At 61.5% G+C, this 22,411-nt stretch carries 20 protein-coding genes; 13 read left to right on the top strand and 7 right to left on the bottom strand.

Annotated features, from left to right (window positions below; all coding sequences use genetic code 11):
• Positions 1-12 precede the first annotated feature (12 nt).
• Positions 13-480, top strand: coding sequence for a GNAT family N-acetyltransferase (locus tag HSS18214_RS0104680; RefSeq protein ID WP_016914143.1), 468 nt, complete (start codon positions 13-15; stop codon positions 478-480).
• A gap of 64 nt (positions 481-544) precedes the next feature.
• Positions 545-952 (top strand): DUF4019 domain-containing protein, encoded by a 408-nt coding sequence (locus HSS18214_RS0104675; RefSeq protein WP_016914142.1) that lies wholly within the window; start codon positions 545-547, stop codon positions 950-952.
• 27 nt (positions 953-979) lie between these two features.
• Here HSS18214_RS0104675 and HSS18214_RS0104670 read toward each other — a convergent pair whose 3' ends face one another.
• Entirely contained in the window at positions 980-1,582 is a 603-nt protein-coding gene (locus HSS18214_RS0104670) for a YqaA family protein (protein ID WP_016914141.1), read from the bottom strand.
• 250 nt (positions 1,583-1,832) lie between these two features.
• Here HSS18214_RS0104670 and HSS18214_RS0104665 point away from each other — a divergent pair, with 250 nt between their 5' ends.
• Entirely contained in the window at positions 1,833-2,624 is a 792-nt protein-coding gene (locus HSS18214_RS0104665; protein ID WP_156808469.1) for an AraC family transcriptional regulator, read from the top strand.
• Here HSS18214_RS0104665 and HSS18214_RS0104660 read toward each other — a convergent pair.
• Complete coding sequence (locus tag HSS18214_RS0104660) at positions 2,610-3,203, bottom strand: LysE family translocator (RefSeq protein WP_016914139.1); 594 nt, start codon at positions 3,201-3,203, stop codon at positions 2,610-2,612. The two genes, HSS18214_RS0104665 and HSS18214_RS0104660, sit on opposite strands and share 15 nt — an antisense overlap.
• A 168-nt stretch (positions 3,204-3,371) precedes the next feature.
• Between HSS18214_RS0104660 and HSS18214_RS0104655 the strand changes: the two genes are divergently transcribed.
• The gene (locus HSS18214_RS0104655) at positions 3,372-4,220 is read left to right on the top strand and encodes a methylated-DNA--[protein]-cysteine S-methyltransferase (protein ID WP_016914138.1); all 849 of its coding nucleotides are present in this window, start codon (positions 3,372-3,374) and stop codon (positions 4,218-4,220) included.
• A 24-nt stretch (positions 4,221-4,244) separates the two neighbouring features.
• Here HSS18214_RS0104655 and HSS18214_RS0104650 read toward each other — a convergent pair whose 3' ends face one another.
• Positions 4,245-5,165 carry a glutaminase gene (locus tag HSS18214_RS0104650; protein WP_016914137.1) on the bottom strand — a complete coding sequence of 307 codons (921 nt, stop codon included), beginning with the start codon at positions 5,163-5,165 and terminating at the stop codon, positions 4,245-4,247.
• A gap of 203 nt (positions 5,166-5,368) precedes the next feature.
• Here HSS18214_RS0104650 and HSS18214_RS0104645 point away from each other — a divergent pair, with 203 nt between their 5' ends.
• Entirely contained in the window at positions 5,369-6,709 is a 1,341-nt protein-coding gene (locus tag HSS18214_RS0104645; protein ID WP_016914136.1) for a cytochrome P450, read from the top strand.
• A gap of 86 nt (positions 6,710-6,795) precedes the next feature.
• Positions 6,796-8,259: a cobyric acid synthase gene (locus tag HSS18214_RS0104640; RefSeq protein ID WP_016914135.1), complete on the top strand. Its 1,464-nt coding sequence runs from the start codon at positions 6,796-6,798 to the stop codon at positions 8,257-8,259.
• On the opposite strand, the gene HSS18214_RS0104635 is transcribed toward HSS18214_RS0104640, so the two are convergent.
• On the bottom strand, positions 8,252-9,157 hold the full coding sequence (locus HSS18214_RS0104635) for a LysR family transcriptional regulator (protein ID WP_026001725.1): 906 nt from the start codon (positions 9,155-9,157) through the stop codon (positions 8,252-8,254). The two genes, HSS18214_RS0104640 and HSS18214_RS0104635, sit on opposite strands and share 8 nt — an antisense overlap.
• A gap of 171 nt (positions 9,158-9,328) precedes the next feature.
• Between HSS18214_RS0104635 and HSS18214_RS0104630 the strand changes: the two genes are divergently transcribed.
• From HSS18214_RS0104630 to HSS18214_RS0104610, 5 genes are all read left to right on the top strand, one after another.
• Complete coding sequence (locus HSS18214_RS0104630) at positions 9,329-10,441, top strand: 4-oxalomesaconate tautomerase (protein ID WP_083844155.1); 1,113 nt, start codon at positions 9,329-9,331, stop codon at positions 10,439-10,441.
• A 52-nt stretch (positions 10,442-10,493) separates the two neighbouring features.
• Positions 10,494-11,624 carry a Bug family tripartite tricarboxylate transporter substrate binding protein gene (locus tag HSS18214_RS0104625; protein ID WP_016914132.1) on the top strand — a complete coding sequence of 377 codons (1,131 nt, stop codon included), beginning with the start codon at positions 10,494-10,496 and terminating at the stop codon, positions 11,622-11,624.
• Between the two features lie 83 nt (positions 11,625-11,707).
• Positions 11,708-13,648, top strand: a complete 1,941-nt coding sequence (locus HSS18214_RS0104620; RefSeq protein WP_016914131.1) for a tripartite tricarboxylate transporter permease — start codon at positions 11,708-11,710, stop codon at positions 13,646-13,648.
• A gap of 148 nt (positions 13,649-13,796) precedes the next feature.
• Positions 13,797-14,357, top strand: coding sequence for a hypothetical protein (locus HSS18214_RS0104615; protein ID WP_016914130.1), 561 nt, complete (start codon positions 13,797-13,799; stop codon positions 14,355-14,357).
• 122 nt (positions 14,358-14,479) lie between these two features.
• Positions 14,480-15,007, top strand: a complete 528-nt coding sequence (locus HSS18214_RS0104610; protein ID WP_016914129.1) for a cytochrome b — start codon at positions 14,480-14,482, stop codon at positions 15,005-15,007.
• Positions 15,008-15,114: 107 nt separating this feature from the next.
• Here the strand turns inward: HSS18214_RS0104610 and HSS18214_RS0104605 are convergent, their stop codons facing one another.
• The 3 genes from HSS18214_RS0104605 to HSS18214_RS0104595 form a co-directional block, all read right to left on the bottom strand.
• Positions 15,115-16,293, bottom strand: a complete 1,179-nt coding sequence (locus HSS18214_RS0104605; RefSeq protein WP_016914128.1) for a vWA domain-containing protein — start codon at positions 16,291-16,293, stop codon at positions 15,115-15,117.
• A 3-nt stretch (positions 16,294-16,296) separates the two neighbouring features.
• On the bottom strand, positions 16,297-17,151 hold the full coding sequence (locus HSS18214_RS0104600) for an AAA family ATPase (RefSeq protein ID WP_016914127.1): 855 nt from the start codon (positions 17,149-17,151) through the stop codon (positions 16,297-16,299).
• Positions 17,152-17,233: 82 nt separating this feature from the next.
• Positions 17,234-19,207 carry a sigma-54-dependent Fis family transcriptional regulator gene (locus HSS18214_RS0104595; RefSeq protein ID WP_016914126.1) on the bottom strand — a complete coding sequence of 658 codons (1,974 nt, stop codon included), beginning with the start codon at positions 19,205-19,207 and terminating at the stop codon, positions 17,234-17,236.
• 288 nt (positions 19,208-19,495) lie between these two features.
• On the opposite strand from HSS18214_RS0104595, the gene HSS18214_RS0104590 reads away from it, so the two are divergent.
• Positions 19,496-21,310: an NAD(P)/FAD-dependent oxidoreductase gene (locus HSS18214_RS0104590; protein ID WP_016914125.1), complete on the top strand. Its 1,815-nt coding sequence runs from the start codon at positions 19,496-19,498 to the stop codon at positions 21,308-21,310.
• Positions 21,311-21,325: 15 nt separating this feature from the next.
• Positions 21,326-22,390, top strand: a complete 1,065-nt coding sequence (locus tag HSS18214_RS0104585) for a 2,3-butanediol dehydrogenase (protein WP_016914124.1) — start codon at positions 21,326-21,328, stop codon at positions 22,388-22,390.
• Positions 22,391-22,411: the final 21 nt, after the last annotated feature.

Below are 22,411 nucleotides of genomic sequence, written 5' to 3'. Positions count from 1 at the left end.
ACGGAGAGGGCGATGATACATATCGGAATTGAAACGCTGGAAGCGCAGGATGTGGTGGCGCTATTGGAAGAGCACTTGTCTGACATGCACGCCACCTCGCCGCCGGAAAGCGTGCATGCGCTGGACGTGACCGCGCTCAAGGCAGCCAATATCACCTTTTACAGCGCCCGCCAGAACGGCCAGCTGTTGGGCTGTGCGGCAATCAAGGCGCTGGGGGAGGGCCAGGCGGAGCTGAAGTCCATGCGTACCACGCCTGCTGCCCGCCAGCAGGGCGTGGGTGCCCGGCTGTTGACGCACGTGCTGGAAGAGGCCCGCGCTCGGGGCTATCACACCGTCTATCTGGAAACGGGCTCGATGGCTTTCTTCGAGCCCGCCCGCCGTTTATATGCCCGGTTCGGGTTCGAGTATTGCGGGCCGTTCGGCAGCTACTGGCTTGATCCCAATAGCTGTTTCATGCGGCTATGCCTGACGGAGGGCTAAAGAATCCTGGCGATTTTCCGATAATAGAAAGGTACGTCTTTTCTTAGCCACTAACGAGTCTGCCATGCCCAAATTACGTGCTCTGTTGTTGTCCGCTGCCCTGTTGATGCTTACCGCAACGGCTCAGGCATCTGTGCAGGCGGCAGAGGAGGCGGCGCTGGCGTGGTTGGTGAAGATCGATAACAGCGAGTATGAACAGGCATGGGAAGCCGCTTCGCCACTGCTGAGCACACCGCTTTCTGCTGCCATGCTTGAACGCACCGTTGCGCTGTCGCGCAAGGACTTTGGCTCGGTGCAATCGCGCCGCCGAGTGCGCGTTTCGCAGTACACCTCCATGCCCGGCGCTCAGCGGGGTGACTTCAAGGTCGTCACTTTCCAGACCCAGTTTGCCAACCGCCCGCGGGTGGTGGAAGTGGTGACCCCGCATCTGGAAGAGGGTACCTGGCGGGTCAGCGGTTACTATATCGAGTGAGGGCTGGGCCAATCAGCCGCTAGCGCATCACACGATCATTCCCGCCAATGCCTGCATTATCAACACGATGACCAGCACCGCGCTGCCCAGTGCGAGGCTGGTCATCAGCGCATGGCGCTTCCACAGAGTTTCAACCCGTTTGCCATAGCGTTTCACCAGCCAGGCCAGCCCGTAGTAGCGTAGCCCGCGTGAGAGCAGCGCTGCCAGCACGAATAGCAGGATAGGGTAACCGGAAAGCCCGGCGGTAATCATGGCCACCTGGAAGGGGATGGGAAGAATGCCGATGGCCAGAATCGCGGCAAACCCGTAGCGGTTGAAGAAGCTCTGAAACGCCTGATAGCTCTCCTCCATGCCCATGAACTCGATAAACCAGGTCCCCAGCGATTGATAGAGCACCATGCCCACGCTATAGCCCACCAGCGACGCCACCAAGCAGCCCAGCGTGGTGGCCGTGGCAATCGCCCAGATCCGCTGTTTGTTCACCGCCATCAACGGGATCAGTACCAGCTCGATGGGCACGGGCAGGATGATGGTTTCCAGAAACGAGAGGGTGGCGATCAGCCAGAGCATGTGTTTGGAGCCGTTCAAACGCTCCAGCCAGTGCTGGGTACGGGTAGAGATCAGCGCCATCGTGTCCTCCTGACGTAAATGGCATGGCCGACTGGCGGCGGCGCACATGATGAATGTGCGGGGTTGTCGTGTAGAGTAGACTGTTGCGTACTCATTGGGTGGATATTTTGCTCACGCAATGAGGACTCAATCACCGAATCGTGACAACGCCTCCCAAGGCAATCCCTGCGGGCGATTCAACGGCATGTGTAATGCGCGAGGTTCGATGAAAATGGCTGAATCGCTTCCTGTATTTTGGCGTGATGAGCGTATGCCTCACGTTGAGTTACGCAAGATAAGCGATGCGCGGCAGGTGTGTTACGCACTCCATAGCCATGCGCACTGGTCGGTGGGGGTGGTGACCTCGGGTGTCAGTACATTCCTGTATCGTGGTGCCTCGCATCAGATCAGCGCCGGTGACCTGGTCATGATGAACCCTCATTGGGTGCATGCCTGTAACCCCATCGCGGATCAGCCTTGGGCGTATTTGATGCTCTATGTAGATGCCTGTTGGTTGAGCAAGTTGCGCTACAGGATCGGCTTGCTACCCTCGGCTCAGTGGCAGGACATTGCCACGGCGGTCGTCCGCCAGCCCTCTCTCTATGCGCACTATTGTGATATGGCCGACTGCCTGCTCGATGAGCACTCATCTATTGCACGTAAAACGCAGGTGCTGGAGACGTTTTTGACGACGTTAATGCGTCTGCTTGCGCAGGAAACGCCCTTGTCGCCAACGCCCATGCCTGACACCTTAGCGCATGTGGCAAGCTACTTACGCGAACACTGTGCCCGCGATATTTCTCTGGATGAGCTAACCCGGCAAACGGGATACAGTGCAGGGCATTTGATTCGTGCCTTCAAGCAGCACTATGGCTTAACGCCCCATGCTTATCTGATTGACCAGCGTATTCAGCTGGGGCAGGCGGTATTGAGGCAGGGCCAGCCAATTGTCGAAGCGGCGCTGGCGGCGGGGTTCAACGATCAGCCCCACTTCCAGCGCACGTTCAAGCGGCTGGTAGCGGCCACGCCAAATCAATACCGTGTGCCGTCAATCAAAAAGTAAAAAGAGCGCACTGGCGACCAGACCCACCGCCAGGCAGCGATTGATCGTTAGCAACACGATGGGGCGCTGCATATAGCGTTTAAGAAACACCCCTGCGTAGACCCAACTGGCCAATGACAGCCAGCAGATCGGTAGATACAGGGCGGCAAACAGGGCAATCAGATACGGATCGTTGCCATGGGTATACGCCCCGATGCCCGCCGCCGAGGCCAACCACGCCTTGGGGTTTAGCCACTGCATGGCAGCCCCGGTAACAAAGCCAGGTGCTTTGTTTGGGTTGTGTTCCCCCAGATGACCATCATGTCGAAGTAGTCGAGCGCTCAAATAGAGCAAGAAAAGGATGCCTGCCCACTTGAGGGCTTCTTCCAGCCACGGCATCACTTGAAGCAGTGAGTAGAGGCCCATGCCAATACCCAGGAACAACACTAGAAAGCCTGTCGTTGCGCCTGTGACGAATATCAGCCCTTTACGAATGGGGTAGTGGGTGCCGCTGCTCAAGCAAACGATATTGACGGGGCCCGGTGAGATAGAGGCTGCCAAGGCAAACGCCGACATGGGTAAGAGTAACGCCGTGTTCATGTTTATCCTCCTGAAGGGAGGCGACAGTGTGTAAGGCGGCGCAGTGAGCGTATTGCACAAAATTGATATGTGCCTTGCGCAAGATTCGGGTAGGTGTCGGGCCTTTCACTGGGTAAGCTTTAGCGAGCATCAGCCTCTTTTTGCCCCTTTGCCCGTGAGATGGACGCGATGAACGACTACGCCCGTATCGAAAAAGCCATGGCCTTCATGGTGGCCCACGCCGCCCAGCAGCCGAGCCTGGAGGCGGTGGCCGAGCAGGTACACTTGAGTGCGTTCCATTTTCAGCGGCTGTTCAGCCGCTATGTCGGGGTGAGTCCGAAGCGCTTTTTACAAGCGTTGACGCTGGCGCGGGGCAAGCAGTTGATTGCTTCTTCCCAGAGCCTTGCCGACACCGCCGAAGCGCTGGGGCTGAGCGGCGGCTCGCGGCTTTATGATCATTTCGTGACGCTGGAGGCGGTCACACCGGGGGAGTTCAAGCGCCAGGGGGAGGGCGTGGAGATTGCTTATGGGGTTCACCCCACGCCGTTTGGCCAGGTGCTGGTCGCCACCACCCCGAGAGGCATTTGCCGCATGGGCTTTTTGGCAGCGACACCCGAAGCGGAGATTCTGGCGCAGCTGGCCGCCGAGTGGCCGCGCTGTACCTTGCGCCACCAGCCGGACGCCACGCGTTACGCCGTCGAGGCGCTGTTCGAACCGCCGCGCCGCGCAGCGCCTGGGGCGCTTTCGCTGCATGTGCGGGGTACCAACTTTCAGCTCAACGTGTGGCGGGCGCTGCTGATGATCCCGGACGGGCAGCTTGCCAGCTACTCCCACATCGCCCAGTGGCTGGGGGCTCCGAAATCGTCTCGGGCGGTGGGTAACGCGGTGGGCGCCAACCCCGTGGCGCTATGGATTCCCTGCCACCGGGTGATTCAGCAAAGCGGCGCCCTGGGTGGCTACCGCTGGGGGCTGGAGGTGAAACGCCAGGTCCAGGCCTGGGAAGCGGCCCAGCATCTGGAATCCTCGGACAGCGCTTGAAGCGAGTGACCGGCTAGGGCCCATCTAATGTCCAAATATGGACCAGCCCGTGCGCTGCACGAACATCTCCAGGGCGCGCACCCCCAGAAGGCTGTTGCCGTAGCTATCCAGCCCCGGTGACCAGACGGCCAGCGAGCCGCGCCCCGGCGCAATGGCCAGAATGCCGCCGCCCACGCCGCTCTTGCCCGGCAAGCCCACACGGAACGCAAATTCCCCCGAGGCATCGTAGTGGCCACACATCATCATCAATGAGTTGATTCGGCGTGCCCGCTGGGGCGACACCACCCGCAGGTTGCTGGGGCGGTTGACGCCGTCGGAAGCCAGAAACAGCCCGGCGTGGGCCAGTTGCTCGCAGCTCATGGCGATGGCGCACTGGTGAAAGTAGGTGCCAAGCACTTTGTCCACGTCGTGGCGCAGCCGCCCAAAGGCTTTCATGAAGTGCGCCAGCGAGGCGTTGCGGTCCTTGTGCTGCATTTCCGAGGCGGCGACCTGATGGTCGAAGCAGATGCTGTTGTCGTCGGCGATATAGCGCACGAAGCTCAATATTTCGGCCAGGGTTTCCTTGGGGGCGTGGCCCATCATGATGGCGTCTACCACCGCAATGGCCCCGGCATTGATGAACGGGTTGCGCGGTTTACCGCTCTCGTGTTCCAGCTGCACGATGGAGTTGAAGGGGTCGCCGGAGGGTTCGCGGCCGACGTTGGACCACAGCGCATCGCCGAGCTTGCCCAGCGCAATGGTCAGGGTGAAGACCTTGGAAATACTCTGAATCGAGAACGGCGTGGTGGCGCAGCCCGCCGAGAAGCGCTCGCCCTCGACGGTGGCCAGGCTGATGGCAAACTGGTTGGGATCGACCTGGGCCAGTTGGGGAATGTAGTCGGCCACCTTGCCGCGCTCGGTGGCGTGGGATAGCTCGTCGGCAATCTCGTTCAGTAACGTTTGCATCTCGGGTCATCGCTCGCTTCAAGAGCCGCTACCCTAGCGGAAAAAAGCCCGGCTGTCTGCTGGCGGCAGCCCGCTGAGGCGCTGCGGAATAACCTTGATAAACCCTTGAGTTGATAAACATGCTGTTTGCCGTGGGAGCCCTTGCAGCGGGGCCGGTGGCATCTACACTGCAACCTGAACCCTGCCCGGTCAAAGGAGCTTTCATGGATAGGATATCCAACGCGGGGCCTCTGCCCACGGCGTCACTGCGCGATACGCTGGCCATTCTGTGCCAGGTACTGGCACCCAACATTGCCAAAGGGGTGATCATTCGTCGCCCCCATGTGGTCGGCGTTGCCGAGCGGTTGTCGCTGGACGCCCGTGCCGTACAGCGCATGCAGTCGCTGAGCGAGAAGTATGGCCGCGGGCCGCTGATGCTCAAGGTGCCGATGAAGTCCATGGCGGTGGTGCTGGACCCCGCCGATGCCAACGATGTGCTGGAGCATACGCCCAACCCCTTTTCACCCAATGAGCAGGCCAAGCACAGTGCCCTCAGCCACTTCGAGCCGGGGTTCTCGCTGATTTCCGAAGGAGAGGCCCGCGAGCAGCGCAGGGCGCTGAACGAGCGGGTTCTGCAAAGCGATTGCCCTCACCATGATGCTTCCGAGGCGTTCGTGCAGGTAGTGCAAGAAGAGGTCACGGCGCTGCTGGAGCGGGTCGCCACCCGCTATGACGAGCTGGATTGGCCGACCTTTCTGCTGACCTGGGACCGCATCGTTCGTCGCGTGGTGCTGGGCGACGCCGCCGCCGATGACCGCGTACTGACCGAGGAGCTGACTGCTCTGCGCAAAGCGGCCAACTGGGGCTTTTTGCGCCCCAAGCGCCAGCGCCTGCGCAAGCGCTTCGAGCAGCGCCTGGCGTATTACCTGCGTGAAGCGGCACCCGGCAGCCTGATGTCTGCGCTGGCTCAGCAGTGCCCTGGCCGGGAGCAGGCACCGTTGCAGCAGGTGCCCCAATGGCTGTTTGCCTTCGAGCCAGCGGGCATGGCGACCTTCCGCGCCCTGGCGCTGCTCAGCGCGCACTCGGATTTCGCGGCGCAGGCGCTGGCCAAAGCGCAACAGGGCCACCCGCTGGATGATTTCAAGGCCACCCTGTTGGAAGCGCTACGCCTGTGGCCCACCACGTCGCTGCTGCTGCGCCAGACCACCCAGCCAACCCAGTGGCAGGCGGGCACCATGCCCGCCAATACTTCGGTACTGATTCACGCACCCTACTTTCATCGCGACGAGCGCTACCTGCACGCCGCCCATCGCTTCACCCCCGAGCTCTGGCTGACGCCGGAAGGCCATAGCCACACCCAAACGCCCTGGCCGCTGGTGCCGTTCAGCGGTGGGCCGGGTATCTGCCCCGGCAGGCATGTGGTGCTGCTGGTCACCAGCCACTGCCTGGCTGCCCTGTTGGGGCAGGCCCGCATCGAGCTTCATCCTCCGGAAAAGCTCTCCGCAGAGGCCCCCATGCCGGGCCTGCTGAGCCCGTTCCATTTGCGTTTTCGGGTGCATCGCTAAGGCCCGTGGCGCGTCGGGATTCTTGCACGGGGTGGCAGGGCGCTATTTAATGCAAGCCGTCCTTTGGCCCACTGCAATGAGTTCCCATGACCACACTGATGATTCAAGGCACCACCTCGGATGCAGGCAAAAGTACCGTGGTGGCGGGGCTGTGCCGTGTTTTGCAGCGCCGGGGGTTCTCGGTGGCTCCGTTCAAGCCCCAGAACATGGCGCTCAACAGCGCCGTGACCATCGATGGCGGAGAGATTGGCCGCTCCACTGCGCTTCAGGCCCAGGCGGCGGGGGTGATGCCGCACAGCGACATGAACCCGGTACTGCTAAAGCCGGAAACCGACCGAGGTGCCCAGGTGATCCTGCGGGGCAAGGTACATGGCCATATGGATGCGCTGGATTATCACGCCTTCAAGCGTACCGCCCAGGAGAGCGTGATGGCCGCCTGGCAGGCGTTGTCCCAGCGCCATGAGGTGATCATTGCCGAAGGGGCGGGAAGCCCGGCAGAAATCAATCTGCGCAAGGGGGATATCGCCAACATGGGCTTTGCCGAAGCCGTGGATTGCCCGGTACTGCTGGTGGGCGATATCGACCGTGGTGGGGTGTTTGCCCAGCTGGTGGGCACCCTGGCGCTGCTGAGCGACAGCGAGCAGGCGCGGACCAGGGGGTTCATCATCAACCGTTTTCGGGGCGATATCGGGTTACTGGAGCCGGGGCTCGAGTGGCTGACGGCGCGCACTCGCAAACCGGTACTGGGTACATTGCCCTATCTGCCCGGACTGCTGTTGGATGCCGAAGACAGCATTGGCACGGTGCAGGCAGAAAAACAGCGCGACACCCTGAACGTCATCGTGCCTGCCTTGCCACGCATCAGTAATCACACCGACTTCGATGCCTTGCGCCTGCACCCGCAGGTGTCGTTGAGCTTTATCGGGCCGGACCAGCCGATACCGGCAGCCGACGTGATCATCCTGCCGGGTAGTAAAAGCACCGCCAGCGACCTGGCCTGGCTTAAGCGCCAAGGGTGGGAGCCTGCCATCGCCAGGCACTTGCGTTACGGGGGCAAGGTGCTGGGCATTTGCGGCGGTTTTCAGATGCTGGGGGAGTGGGTGGACGACCCCGAAGGGCTGGAGGGAGCCGCCGGACGGGTGGCGGGCCTGGGCTGGCTGGCGCTTTCGACGCGCATGGCCCCGGCCAAGCAGCTGCGCAACGTGCACGGAGTGCTGGCCGGTAGCCAGGTGCCGGTGAGCGGCTACGAAATCCATCACGGCGTGAGTGAGGGCAAGGCACTGGAGCGCCCGCTCTTCGACCTGGGCGGCCATTTTGATGGGGCCATCAGCGAAGATGGGCAAGTGTTGGGGACCTACCTGCATGGGTTGTTCGACCACCCCGATGCCTGTCAGGCCTTGCTGGAACGCTTGGGGCTGGCCAGCGCCAGTCGCATCGATTACACCGCCCACCGTGAACAGGCGCTGGACCGCCTGGCCGATACGCTGGAGGCGCACCTGGATATCGAAGCAATACTGGCCTTGCTGACGCCCGTAGGCGGCGCTAGGTAGAGCCGTTACCCCAGTGCTCCAGCAGCAGGTCGATGAACAGCTGCGCCGTGCTGGATAGGCTGTGGGAATTGCTGCGCACCAGGCCGATCGAGCGCTGAATGCGCGGCTCCGGTAGCGCCCGAGAGCAGAGCGTATCGTGGTCGGGGCCGGGCATGGTCATGCGCGGCAGGATGGCCACGCCGAGCCCCGATTCCACCAGCCCCAGCGAGGTGGAAAGGTGCTGCACTTCGTAGAAGCTGTTGAGGTGCACGCCTTCCGCCGACAGGGCATTGTCCAGCAGAGTGCGGTTGCCGCTGTCCCGGCTGACGGTGATCAGGCGGACATCTTCCAGGTCGCTCCACTCGATTTGCTGCTTGCTGGCCAGCGGGTGATCAGAGCGCAGCGCCAGCACGAAAGGGTCACGCAGCAGCGGGGTGAAGCGTACTTCCGAGCTTTGCGCGCTGATCATGTTGATCCCGAAGTCGGCCTCTCCATTGATGACCTTTTCCAGGCCTTCGTTGGCGCTGACGTCCAGAATGCGGATCCGAATGCCTGGCCAGGCCTCGCTGAACACGCGAATCACACTAGGCAAAAAGTAGAAGGCCGCCGTGGGCAGGCAGGCAATGGTCACCGTGCCTTTCTGGTGGGTCACCAGCTCGCGGATACCCAGAATCGACGACTCGTACTCTTCCAGCATGCGCCGTGCTCGGGGCAGGAAATCGGCCCCGATGGGGGTTAGTCGTGTACGCCGTGTGGTGCGTTCAAGTAGTTCAACTTCAAGGAGTTCTTCCAGTTTCTGGATGCGCCGAGTGAGGGCGGGCTGGGATAGGTGAAGACGCTGGGCAGCCTCATGAAACGTGCCTAGTTCCGCCACCAGAATGAACGCCTGAAGGTCGAGAAATTCGAGTCTATGGAGCATCGGATTGTTGCGCAAAAAAGCTGGTTTGATAAGCAAAACACATTAATGCAAAAAATGGATTTATAGCAATGGATATTTGCATTTGAGGCATTAAAAATTGCCTGACATTCTCCGCCTATCAGTCAACACGACCAGTCGACACGACGGGTCAAGATCATCACGGTGGAGCCCATGAACAGTATTCCATGTGTCGTTATGCGGGGAGGCACCTCACGAGGCCCTTTCCTGCGAATGAAGGATCTGCCCGCAGATCAAGGGCAGCAGGCCGACATTCTGCTGAGCTTGATGGGGTCTGGCCATGCGCTGCAAATCGATGGCATCGGTGGGGGAGACCCGCTGACCAGCAAGGTCGCCATCGTCGAACGCTCTTCCCACCCGGAAGCCGACGTCGATTACCTGTTCGCACAGGTGGACGTGCTCAACAAACGAGTCGACTTCAACCCCAACTGCGGCAACATGCTCTCGGCCGTTGGCCCCTACGCGCTGGAGACCGGCCTGGTAGAGCCGCAAGATGGCGTCACGGTCGTCAAGGTGTACAACCTGAACACGCGTCGGTTGATCGAATGCCATGTGCCTACCCCGGCCAGGCAGGTGCAGTACGAGGGCGATGTGTGTATCAGCGGAGTGCCCGGCAGTGCGGCGGGCATCCAGTTGAGCTTTCTGGATATCATGGGCAGCAAGACGGGCCAGCTCCTGCCCACTGGCCACGCCAGCGAGATGATCGAGGGCGTCGAGGTGAGCTGCATCGACGCGGCGACGCCGATCATGCTGCTGCGCGCGGAGTCGCTGGGCGTGACGGGTCATGAAGCGCCCGCCGAGCTGGATGCCAATCAACCCCTGCTTGACCGTCTGGAAGCGCTGCGCCGTGAAGCAGGCAAGCGCATGGGGCTGGGGGACGTGCGTGAAAGCGTGCTGCCCAAGGTGGTGCTGGTGTCGGCGCCAGCGGCGGGGGCAAGCACCTTGAATGTGCGTTATTTTGTGCCCCATCGCTGCCATAAGGCCATTGCCGTGACCGGGGCGATGGCCGTGGTGGCCGCCATCAACGTGCCCGGCTCGGTGGCCAACCTGCTGGCCCGCGACGTCGGCCGAGTAACGCCTGATGAACTGCTTTGCCATCTGGTACTGGAGCACCCCTCTGGCACCATTGCGCTGACCGCCGAGTACCGCGATGACGACCCCTTCGACATTGCCCGTGTCTCGCTCATGCGGACCGCACGCAAGATCATGAGCGGGCAGATTTTTTATGCGGCCCCCGCGGCTCCGTCGCTGGAAGCCGCTACGTAAACCACCGCGATAAATGCATTGACCGACAATAATCAATAACAGGAGTAGCGCCATGAACGTTCTTACTCACTCACCACGCGCTAGCGTGATCTCTGCCTCTCGCCATGCCTATCGCAAAGCGCTGCTGGTGCTGGCGTGCTCGGCACTGGGAGCCGTCAGCCTGAATGCCCAGGCCGACGAGGTGGCCGTGCCCGATACCATCCGCTGGACGATTCCCTTTGGCGTGGGGGGCGGGACGGATGTATGGGCCCGCTTTTTGACCACCTGGATGACCGATCACATTCAAGGGGCTCCGACGCTGGTCATCGACAACGTGCCGGGCGGAGGCTCCATCAATGGCAGCAACCTGTATGCCATGCGTGCGCCTTCCGATGGCAGCCAGTGGCTGGGCACATCGGCGTCTACCCAGTATCCCGCCATGCTTCAGGACCGTCGCGTACGCTATGACTACAACGACTGGACGCCGATACTGGCTTCGCCCACCGGCGGCGTGGTGTACGCCCAGCCCAGCCTGGGCAGCAGCCCGGAAGAAGTGCTCGATGCCTTGAGCGAGCAGCGGGTGAAGTTTGCGGTGCAGAGCCACACGGGCCTGGAGTTACCGGTCTTGATCGCGCTGGATATGCTGGGAGCGGACGTACAAGCCGTGTCGGGCATGCGCAGTCGAGGAGAGGGGCGATTGGCCTTCGAGCGCGGCGAGGCGGATATCGATTTCCAAACCACATCGGCCTATTTCAGCAGCGTAGCGCCGCTGGTGGAGAGTGGCCGTGCCGTGCCGCTGTTCTCACTGGGCGTGCTGGACGATCAGGGCGACATCGTGCGTGACCCTGCTTTCCCTGAACTGCCGACGTTCAATGAGGTGTATGAAGCCGCTCATGGAGAGCAGCCCGGTGGACTGGCCGGTGACGCCTTCCACAAGTTCTTCGCATCGGGCTTCACGCTGCAAAAGATGATCGTGGTGCCCAAGGATACCCCCGAAGCGCTGGTGGCTGAGTATCGTGAAGCGGTGCGCCGCTTCATCGATACCGACGAGTTCAAACAGGCTGCCGACGCACAGCTTGGCCCCTATACCCAAGTGGTGGGTGAGGTCGTGGAGCAGCATTTGCAGGATGCCATGGCGTTGGAAGATGCCACGCGCGAGTGGCTGGTGGAATGGCTGTTGGAGCAGCACGGGGCGCGCATCTGAGCCCCTTTCAATACACCCTTGAAAGCGCTGCCTGAGCAGCGCTTTCAGGCTCCTTTACTTTCCACTTTCAAAGAGCCAACGCTATGTTAGACGTTCTGTTTTCCAGCCTGGGGCAGTTATTTACTGTCCCGCATATGCTGTACATGGTCATCGGGGTGCTGATTGGGCTCGTGGTCGGCATCATCCCGGGGTTGGGTGGTATTGCCGGCATGTCGCTGCTGCTGCCTTTTCTCTATGGCATGGAACCCTCCGTTGCGTTGGGGATGCTGATGGGGCTGGTGGCCGTGATTCCTACCGGGGATACCTTCGCGTCGGTGCTGCTGGGTATTCCGGGCTCCAGCGCTTCCCAGGCCACCGTGGTGGATGGCTTTGCGCTAGCCAAGAAAGGTCAGGCGGCGAGAGCGCTGTCCAGCGCGTTTTTGTCTTCCATGATTGGCGGTTTGATCGGTGCCATGGTGCTGACGGCCTTCATTCTGGTGGCAAGGCCCGTGGTGCTGTCGTTTTCATCGTCCGAACTCTTCATGTTGACCCTGCTGGGGCTCTCCATGGTGGCCGTACTGTCCGGGCGTGACGTGTTCAAGGGGCTGGCGGCCTGCGGGGTGGGGTTGCTGGTAGGCACCATCGGCATGGCCCCGGCCACGGGCGAATTCCGCCTGCCGCTAGACATCGACTATCTGTATGACGGCCTGCCGCTGGTCGTGGTGGGTCTGGGGATCTTTGCACTGCCTGAAATCATCGACCTGCTGGTCAAGCGCGGGGCCATTGCCGAGCAGCCTTGCCAGCTTGGCAAAGGGTGGAAAGAGGGCGTCATGGATGTGGCCAAACGGCCGGGGCTGGTGGCCCGCTGTGCGGGTATCGGCAGCCTTATGGGCACCATTCCGGGGTTGGCAGGTTCGGTGGTGGACTGGCTGACCTATGGCCATGCGGTACAGAGCGCCAAGGACAAGTCGCAGTTTGGCAAGGGCGACATTCGCGGTGTCATTGCGCCAGAATCGGCCAACAACGCGACCGCGTGCGGGGCCATGGTACCCACGCTGCTGTTCGGGATCCCGGGTTCGGGTACGGCGGCGGTGTTTTTGGGCGGGCTGCTGCTGCTCGGTCTGCAGCCGGGCGTCAGCATGTTGGAGACCAATCTGGACCTGACCTATACCATCATCTGGTCCTTGGCCTTGGCCAACATTCTGGGGGCCGCGTTCTGTCTGGGTCTGGCACGTCCCGTGGCGAGTTTGACCCGCGTGCCCTTCGTGATTCTGGCGCCGCTGATCACCATTCTGATTCTGTTTGCAGCGTATCAGGCCACCCGCTCTCTAGGCGACCTGTTTGCCCTGGGCATGATTGGTGCACTCGGCGTGCTGTTCAAACAGGCCAACTGGTCACGCCCTGCGTTTCTGATCGGGTTCGTGCTGGCGCCGGGAGCTGAGGCCTATTTTTATCAGGCCGCGCAGTTCCAGGGCGTCGATGCCTTCATGCGCCCGGGAGTGATCATCATAGGTGCGCTGATTGCCGCCTCGTTACTGCTGTCCCCGCTACGCCGCTACTTGCAGAAACGCCGTGAAGCCAGCGTAGAGGAGGCCGGTGCCCGTCAAGAAGAAGCCCCGTTGGCGCTGGGGGCCATTGATATCGTGCTGTTGGCTGGCCTGTTGGCCACGGCCGGCTACATCTGGTTTGCATTTGCCGACCTTTCCCTGCTGGGGGGGATCATGCCTCGGCTGGCCATCGCGGTCATCGTGGCCGCGTGCCTGCTGGAAATCGTCAGAACGGTTATCAAGCCCATGCGCTGGCAGCACCAGCCGTTACGCCAGCAGGTGGTGTGGATTCTCGGCTTCTTTGGCCTGATCGGTGGCGTGATGCTATTCGGCTTTCTGGTCATGGCCAGCCTGTTCTGCCTTGGGTTCCTGCTGTCGGTGGCAAGAATGAAGCCCGTGGCGGCGGTGGGGCTGGCAGCCGGGGTCACGCTGTTCCTGGTCGGCATGGCCAACCTGCTGACCTTGAACTATCCCACCGGGATGTTGGCCATCCTCTAGCCTGCTCGGCCTTCGTTGCACCAAAAGCCACGCGGTGGCTTTTGGTGTTTCTCTTTTACGCGGCCTGCCTTTGAGCTCTGCCTTTTTGGCGCCTTTCTGTAGAATGTGGCCAGAACGATAGAGTCAACGAACGCAACGAGAGGGCGTCATGAAGGTAGTCCATGTAAGTGAACGTGCCCAGCGGGATGCGTGTTTGGCCAAATTATGTGCTGAAGTCTATGGCCAGGCGGCAGGGTTGACGCCGCTGGTGGTCTTCACCGGAACCCGGAACGTGCTGTTTGCCCAGGAAGGCGCGCGCTTGCTGGCGGGGGTGGATGGCAACGGCAAGCCACTGGCCTTGGCGCTGCTGGTGCTGGACGAGAAAGGCCAGGGCATGACCGTCACCCATGCCTGCGAGCTGGTGGAAGGGGCCAAGGCCCGCCTGCTGAGCGAACTGAGCCTGAAGGCGCCGCTACGTGTCGAGGTGAGCAGTGAGCAGGAAGAGGCGTTCTACCAGCAGTGCGGGTTCAAGCGCTGGTGGACCACGGCGCAGGGCCAGCGCGTTGGGCTCGTGGCGCGCCATCCTGCCAGCCATGTGGAGGAGCTGGCGCCCACCCTGGAGCTGGACGAGGCGTTGATTCTGCGTCGTTTCAAGCACGACGCGGCCGCTTTCGGCCAGGCCAAGGAAGCCTTCCTGGCGGGCTTGAATCAGTTCCCGACGTCTTTGTAGCCTTCAGGTGGAACGGCGTGTTCCATGTTTGAGAACCTGTTTGCACGTTGTTGTCACGAAGCGTCGTCAAGTTCAGGGTAAAATGGCTTCCTCAATAGTGATGGTTATGAGGAATTTGCATCATGGCGCTTGCGATCATGGATTCGACGTCTCGTTACGGCCTGGTGAGTCGTGCGTTGCACTGGGGCATGGCCCTGCTGTTCGTTTGGCAATTCAGTGGCGCTGGGGCACGGGTGCTGCTGGAAGATACGGCCATTGAAAGCTTCTTGTGGGGCACTCATCGAAACGTTGGCGTGCTGCTGATGACGCTGGTGGTGCTGCGGGCGCTCTGGGCGTTGGCCAATGCCTCGCGCCGCCCGCCTGCCGTGAGCGTCATGGCCAAGCTGGGCCATCTGGCACTCTATGGCCTGATGATCGCGGTACCCACCATTGCGCTGATTCGTCAGTACGGCTCGGGGCGGCCGCTGGAGGTATTCGGCGTGCCGCTGATGTCGGGAGGCGGTGAGCGCGTGGAGTGGATGATCAACCTGGGCGGCTTGCTGCACGGTGAGCTTGGCTGCGCGCTGCTGGTACTGGTGCTGGGCCATATCGGCATGGCGGTGCTGCACCGCCGCTTGACGGGCCACAGCCTGATGACCCGCATGGCATAGCTTGCGCGCCCGTTCAGCATAGCGTCCATAAAAACGGCGTGCCTCCTGGGCACGCCGTTTTTTGTGCGCTGCAGTTGTGGTGAACAGTCGTGGTGAATAGACGTCCGCTACTTGGCCAGGTCACGCATGGCGTTTTCCAGCCCCTCCAGGGTCATGGGGTACATGCGGTCGTCGATCAGCTCGCGGATCAGGGTGGTCGAGTAGGTGTACTCCCAGGCGCGGGGTGGCATGGGGTTCAGCCACGCCAACCGGGGGAATTTATCGGCCAGCCGTTTGAGCCACACTCCGCCCGCTTCGTCGTTGAAGTGCTCCACGCTACCGCCACGGTGGGTGACCTCGTAAGGCGACATGGCGGCGTCGCCGACGATGACCACCTGGTAGTCCGCGCCGTAGGTGTGCAGTACGTCCATGGTAGGGATACGCTCGTTGCCACGGCGCAGGTTGTTTTTCCAGACGCCTTCGTAGAGGCAGTTATGGAAGTAGTAGTGCTCCAGGTGCTTGAACTCGGAGCGCGCCGCAGAAAAGAGCTCTTCGCATACCCGGATGTGGTCGTCCATGGAGCCGCCCACGTCCAGAAACAGCAGCACCTTGACCGCATTGTGGCGCTCCGGGCGCATCTGGATATTGAGCAGCCCGGCATCGCGGGCGGTCTCGCGAATGGTACCGTCCACATCGAACTCGTCCCTGGCGCCCTGGCGGGCGAACTTGCGCAGCCGTCGCAGGGCCATTTTGATGTTGCGGGTGCCCAGCTCCAGAGAGTCGTCGTAATCGCGAAAGCGTCGCTCGTCCCACACTTTGGTGGCGCGGCGGTGGCGGGAGCCGTCTTGCCCAATTCGAATGCCTTCCGGGTTGTAGCCGTAGGCCCCAAAGGGGCTGGTGCCGCCGGTGCCAATCCACTTGTTGCCACCCGCGTGGCGCTCTTTCTGCTCTTCCAGGCGCTTCTTGAAGGTCTCGATGAGCTCTTCCAACCCGCCCAGCGACTCGATCCTGGCTTTCTCTTCATCGGTGAGCTGTTTCTCGAATTCGCGGCGCAGCCACTCGTCGGGAATCAGCGCTTCGATGGCGGCGTCCATGTCCTCGATGCCCTTGAACCAGGCGGCAAAAGCGCGATCGAAGCGGTCGAAGTGGCGCTCATCCTTCACCATGACCGTGCGCGCGACCTGATAGAACGCCTCCATATCGGCAAACACCACGCTGCGCTCCACCACCGCGTGAAGGTCTAAAAGCTCCCGCAGTGAAACGGGTACGCCTGCGCGTTTCAGGGTCTCGAACAAGCCGATGAACATGGCTTAGCGCCCGCTGTTCTTCTGGCGACGCATCATGAACGCCAGGCGTTCCAGCAGGTGGGTGTCCTGCTCGTTCTTGACCAGCGCGCCGGCCATGGGCGGTAGCGCCTTGGCGGGGTCGCGATGATACAGCGCTTCCTGGGCCAGCTCGTCGGCCATCAACAGCTTGAGCCAATCGACCAGCTCGGAAGTGGAAGGTTTCTTCTTCAGCCCTGGAGCGCTGCGCAGGTCGAAAAAGACCTCCAGCGCCTCGCTGGCGAGCTTGGGGGCAATGTCGGGAAAGTGAACGTCGACGATGGCCTGCATGGTCTCGCGGTCGGGGAACTCGATGTAGTGGAAGAAGCAGCGGCGCAGGAAGGCGTCCGGCAGCTCTTTTTCGTTATTGGACGTGATGACGATGATCGGGCGCTGCTCGGCACGGATGGTCTCGCCGGTTTCATAAACGTGAAACTCCATACGATCCAGCTCCTGGAGCAGGTCGTTGGGGAATTCGATGTCCGCCTTGTCGATTTCGTCGATCAACAGCACGACACGCTCACCGGCGGTGAAGGCTTCCCAGAGCTTGCCGGGCTTGATGTAGTTGCCGACGTTCTCGACGCCTTCCACGCCCAGCTGCGAGTCGCGCAGGCGGCTCACCGCATCGTATTCGTAGAGCCCCTGGGCTGCTTTGGTGCTGGACTTGATATGCCAGGTGATCAGCCGAGTGCCCAGCGAAGCCGCCAGCTCTTCGGCCAGCAGCGTCTTGCCGGTGCCCGGCTCACCCTTGATGAGCAGCGGGCGCTGGAGTACCACGGCGGCATTCACTGCCTGCTTGAGTGCATCGGTTGCGATATACGAAGAGGTAGAGTCAAACGCCATGCTGGGCCTCGGCTTGTCGAAAGCGTGATCAGATTCAAACAAGTGTACGTGAGGCTGACCCTTCCGGCCAAGCGCCCATGGCTCAGGTCTTGTTGGGCGGTACCAGCCCAAGACGATGCATCTGGCGGTACACGGTAGGGCGTGACACGTCCAGATGGCGAGCCACGGCGCTGACATTCCACTGGTGCTGGTGGAGCAGTTCGGCCAGCGGGTGGTGCTGTGGGCTGGCCTGCTGGGTCTGGTCGAGACGAGGGCGGGTGATGCGTGCGCCCAGACACTGCTCCGGCAGGTCATGCACGGTAATCTCGTCGCTTTCGGCAGTGGCCAGGGCAAACGCCAGTGCATTTTTTAGTTGGCGGATATTACCAGGCCAGGTGTAGGCCAGCAGGGCGCTGATCGCATCGGCTCTCAGGCGGGGCGTGTGCGCGCCTTGGCGCTCGTTGACGACCTCATCGAACACCTGACGAATCACGAAGAGCCGGTCGGCTCGCTCACGCAGGGCAGGCAGACTGAGCTGGGCGCCGTTCAGGCGGTAATAAAGGTCTTCGCGGAACTCACCCTGGGCAATCATGGCGTCGATATGGCGGTGGGTGGCGGAAATGACCCGAATATCGACTTTTTCGGGTTTGTTCGCCCCCAGCGGCATCACTTCGCGCTCGGCCAGTACGCGCAGCAGGCGGGTTTGCAGCGCCAGCGGCATGTCGCCGATCTCATCCAGAAACAGCGTGCCGCCATGGGCCTGGGGGATCAGCCCGCGCATGCCTTTGGCCCGGCCACCGGTAAAGGCGCCGGGTTCGTAGCCAAACAGCTCGCTTTCGATCAGAGCTTCGGGAATGGCCGCACAGTTCACCGCCACGAAGGGGCCGTTGGCCCGGTGGCCGCTGTCGTGCAGGGCTCTCGCCACGACTTCCTTGCCGGTGCCTGTTTCGCCGGTGATCAACACGTTGACGCTGACCTCATTGCGCAACCTATCGGCAAGCTTCTGGACTTTGCGCATGGCGGGGTCGTCGCCACCCAGCCGTGCCAACGGCGCGGCCAAGGGAGTCTGGGAACGCTCTGCTGCCTCTCGGCGGGGCCGTTTTGGCTCCAGCAGGCTGAGAAAATAGATGGTATTGCTGGCCCGGGCACGAAACGCTCGCAGTTGGTCGTCGCTGGCGCCATTGATGCTCAGTACGTCGGCCATGTCGCACTCGAACAGTTCACCCAGCATGGGGGCGTGATGGCTTGACCAGGGCGGCCAGCGGCGCTGGTGCGCACTGATCAGCTCGCGGCCCACGGCGTTGGCGGCAATCACTTGGCCGTTCTCTTCCATGGCGATGAGACCGCGCCCGTTGACATGCACGAACTCTCGCGAGGTATCCAGGCGCACCATCAGACAGTCGCGGTAGCGCTGCAAGAAGTAGGCATCTTCGATCATGCGGGCGTAAAGCGTGACCAGCGAGAGGCTGAAGTTCTGGCTTTCGTGCTGGGCCGGGGAGTGGAGCGCTGAAATGTCCAGCACGGCCATGACGTTGCCCTGCGGGTCGGCGATGGGGGCAGCGGTGCAGGTGAGTGAAATATGCGTGGCGTCGAAGTGCTCCTGGCGGTGGCAAATGATCGCCTGGCGGTCGTGCAGGCAGGTGCCCACCGCACAGGTGCCCGCGAAGCGCTCGTCCCAGTCGGCACCCAAATAGAGGCCCGCCTTGCGTAGCTGCTGGTCTTGGCTTGGGTTGCCGCGAAACTCGACGGTAATGCCCCGGTGGTCGGTGAGCAGCAGCACGTAGCCGAGCTGGGCGATTTGTCCGTAGAGCTGGTCGACCCCGGCTCGGGCAACGTGCAGCAGTTCATCGACGGATTCGCGATGCTCGAGCAGTGTTTGCTGGGGCACCACTCGGGCAGGGCGGGGCTGCGTGGGGTCGAGCCGATACTCGTTCAAGCAGCGCAGCCAGGAGCGGCGGATAGTGGCCTGCGCCGGTAGCTGGGGCACATCCAGCCCTTCGCCGAGCTGAAAGATGTGTTCGATGTGCTGGCGCTGCATCGGGGCCAGGCGAGTCGGTGGCAGTGATGGCGTTGGCATGGCGTATCCACACAAAATTCTTGTTGTGTCTCCAGCCTATGCGCTTTGTGGTGGGTGTCAACGAGGGCGTATTACGCCGTTAGTCGCGCGTTACACCTGTAACGTGGCGCGTACACAAGGCGTGACAGCTGTACGCGGTTGGCACGGTTTGATAGCGCTTCGAACATGCTTGATTGATGATGTTTTTCAGTCATTTATTTCCGGTTTTGAGCGTTTGGCACGGCGGGTGCTTAGGGTTGGGTGTCTTATCGACAGCTCAACAATAACAACGACCCTGGAGTACCCGCGATGACTCACACCGAGGCAAGTACACCCTCTAACGCCACCATTTCCGTGCAGGCATGGTTGCAAGCCCTGGATGACGCGCTGCAGGCGCAGGATATTCAGCGCGTATTAACGCTGTTCAACGACGAGTGCTATTGGCGCGACTTTTTATCCTTTACCTGGAATCTCAAAACCTGCGAAGGCAAACAGGAGATTCAGGCGATGCTCGAGGCCACCCTGGCGAATACCCGGCCTGGCCAGTGGCAGATAGACGGCGACGCCAGTGAGAACGGCGATACCGTGGAGGGGTGGTTCACGTTTAAAACGGCCATTGCCAGCGGCAAAGGCTACCTGCGGTTGAAGAACGGCAAGTGTTGGACGCTGCTCACCACCCTGCAGGCGCTGGATGATTTTCCCGAACCGCGTAACCACCACCGCCCCAAAGGGGCCGAGCATGGCGCCAACAAACAGCGCGAAACCTGGCTGGAAGCCCGCGAGCGTGAAGAGGCTGAGCTGGGTTACACGCGCCAGCCCTACTGCGTGATCATCGGAGGAGGACAAGGCGGCATTGGCCTGGGGGCGCGGCTAAAGCAGATGGGCGTGCCTACCCTCATCATCGAGCGTAACGAACGCGCGGGGGACTCCTGGCGCAAGCGCTATAAATCCCTCTGCCTGCATGACCCGGTGTGGTACGACCACCTGCCCTATATTCCGTTTCCCGACAACTGGCCGGTGTTTGCCCCGAAAGACAAAGTGGGCGACTGGCTGGAAATGTACACAAAAGTGATGGAGCTCAACTATTGGAGTTCCACCACCTGCGATAATGCACGCTTCGATGAAGCTGCAGGCGAGTGGGTGGTGAACGTCAAGCGCAACGGTGAGCAGATCACGCTACGTCCGAAACAGCTGGTGATGGCCACCGGCATGTCGGGCATGCCTAACATCCCCAAATTTCCGGGCGCGGAGTATTTCGAAGGCGAGCAACAGCACTCCAGCCAGCATCCGGGGCCAGACGCCTACGCCGGTAAAAAGTGCGTGATCGTGGGGTCGAACAACTCGGCCCACGACATTGCGGCGGCTCTCTGGGAGCACGATGCCGATGTCACTATGCTTCAGCGCTCTTCGACGCATATCGTCAAGTCGGACTCGTTGATGGAAGAGGTGCTGGGGCCGCTCTATTCGGAAAATGCGGTGGCGGGTGGCCTGACCCATGACAAGGCTGACCTGCTGTTTGCGTCGATTCCCTACAAGGTGCTGCCCGATTTCCAGCGGCCAGCCTTCGCCGCCATCAAGCAGCGTGATGCGGCGTTTTATCAGAAGCTGGAAGACGCAGGCTTTCTGCTCGATTTCGGTGACGACGACTCAGGCCTGTTCCTGAAGTACCTGCGTCGTGGCTCGGGCTACTACATCGATGTGGGGGCCTGTGATCTGGTTGCCAATGGCGATATCAAACTACGCAGCGGCGTCGGCATCGAGCGCATCAATCCTCGCTCCATTACCTTGACCGATGGCAGCGAACTGCCGGCGGACCTCATCGTATACGCCACGGGCTATGGCTCGATGAATGGCTGGGCTGCACGGCTCATCTCCCAGGAGGTGGCAGACAAGGTGGGCAAGTGCTGGGGGCTGGGCTCCGACACCACCAAGGACCCCGGGCCCTGGGAAGGCGAGCTGCGCAACATGTGGAAGCCCACTCAGCAAGAGGCGTTGTGGTTCCACGGTGGCAACCTGCATCAGTCCCGGCACTACTCGCACTACCTGGCGCTGCAGTTGAAAGCGCGTATGGAAGGCCTGGAAACCCCCGTGTACGGGCTTCAGCCGGTACATCATGTGTCTTGATAGGAAGGGCTAGTCATGAGTCAAACCAATATGCAAGCAGCGGTGTGGTATGCGGCCAGGGATCTTCGCGTGGAGCAGGTGCCTGTGCCAGCCATTAACGACCCTCACTCGGTGAAGGTGAAAGTAGCCGCCTGTGGGATCTGCGGCAGCGATTTGCATGAGTACGCCGCCGGGCCGATTTTCATCCCGGTGGGCAAGCCGCACCCCATCAGCGGCGAACAGGCGCCGATCATCATGGGCCATGAGTTTGCGGGGGAAGTGGTGGAGGTCGGTGAAAAAGTCACCCGCGTGAAGGTGGGGGATCGCGTCGCCATCGAGCCGATCCTATCGCCCAACAAGGATGGCGCTTACCAGATGGAGCGCTACAACCTGACGCCGCTGCTCGGCTTCCACGGCCTTTCCGGTGGCGGTGGTGGCTTTTCCGAGTTCACCGTCATGGGCGAGCACATGGTGCACAAACTGCCGGATGACCTGAGCTTCGAGCAGGGGGCCCTGGTAGAACCCGCCGCCGTGGCGCTGCATGCGGTGCGCCAGAGCTGCCTGAAGGCCGGGGATAGTGCTGCGGTGTTCGGTGCAGGGCCGATTGGCTTGATGACCATCGAGGCCCTCAAGGCCGCCGGGGCTGCGCAGATCTACGCAATAGAAGTCGCGCCATCCCGCAAAGCCAAAGCCGAAGCGTTGGGAGCCATTGTGGTCGACCCACAGCAAGAAGACGCCGTGGAGAAGCTGCACGCATTGAGCGAGGGTGGGGTCGATGTGGCGTTCGAAGTCACCGGCATTCCCGCCGTGCTCAACCAGGCGCTGCACAGTACCCACGAAGGCGGCGAAGTAGTGGTGGTGAGCATATGGGAGGGTGACGCCAGCTTCCAGCCCAATGACCTGGTCATCAAGGAGCGCACCATGAAAGGCATCATTGCCTATCGGCATGTCTATCCGGCGGTGATGGCGTTGATGCAGCGGGGCTATTTCCGGGCCGAAGACATGGTCACCCAGCGTATTCCTCTGGCCAACATCGTCGAAGAGGGCTTCGAGGCGCTGTTGAGCGACAAGGCGCAGGTGAAAATCATCGTCACGCCCTAGGGACGCCTTTCGTCAACCGCA

It is taken from the genome of Vreelandella stevensii S18214 (assembly GCF_000275725.1).
GTDB classification, from domain to species: Bacteria; Pseudomonadota; Gammaproteobacteria; order Pseudomonadales; family Halomonadaceae; genus Vreelandella; species Vreelandella stevensii.
This window is presented reverse-complemented; position numbering and strand designations above follow the sequence as displayed.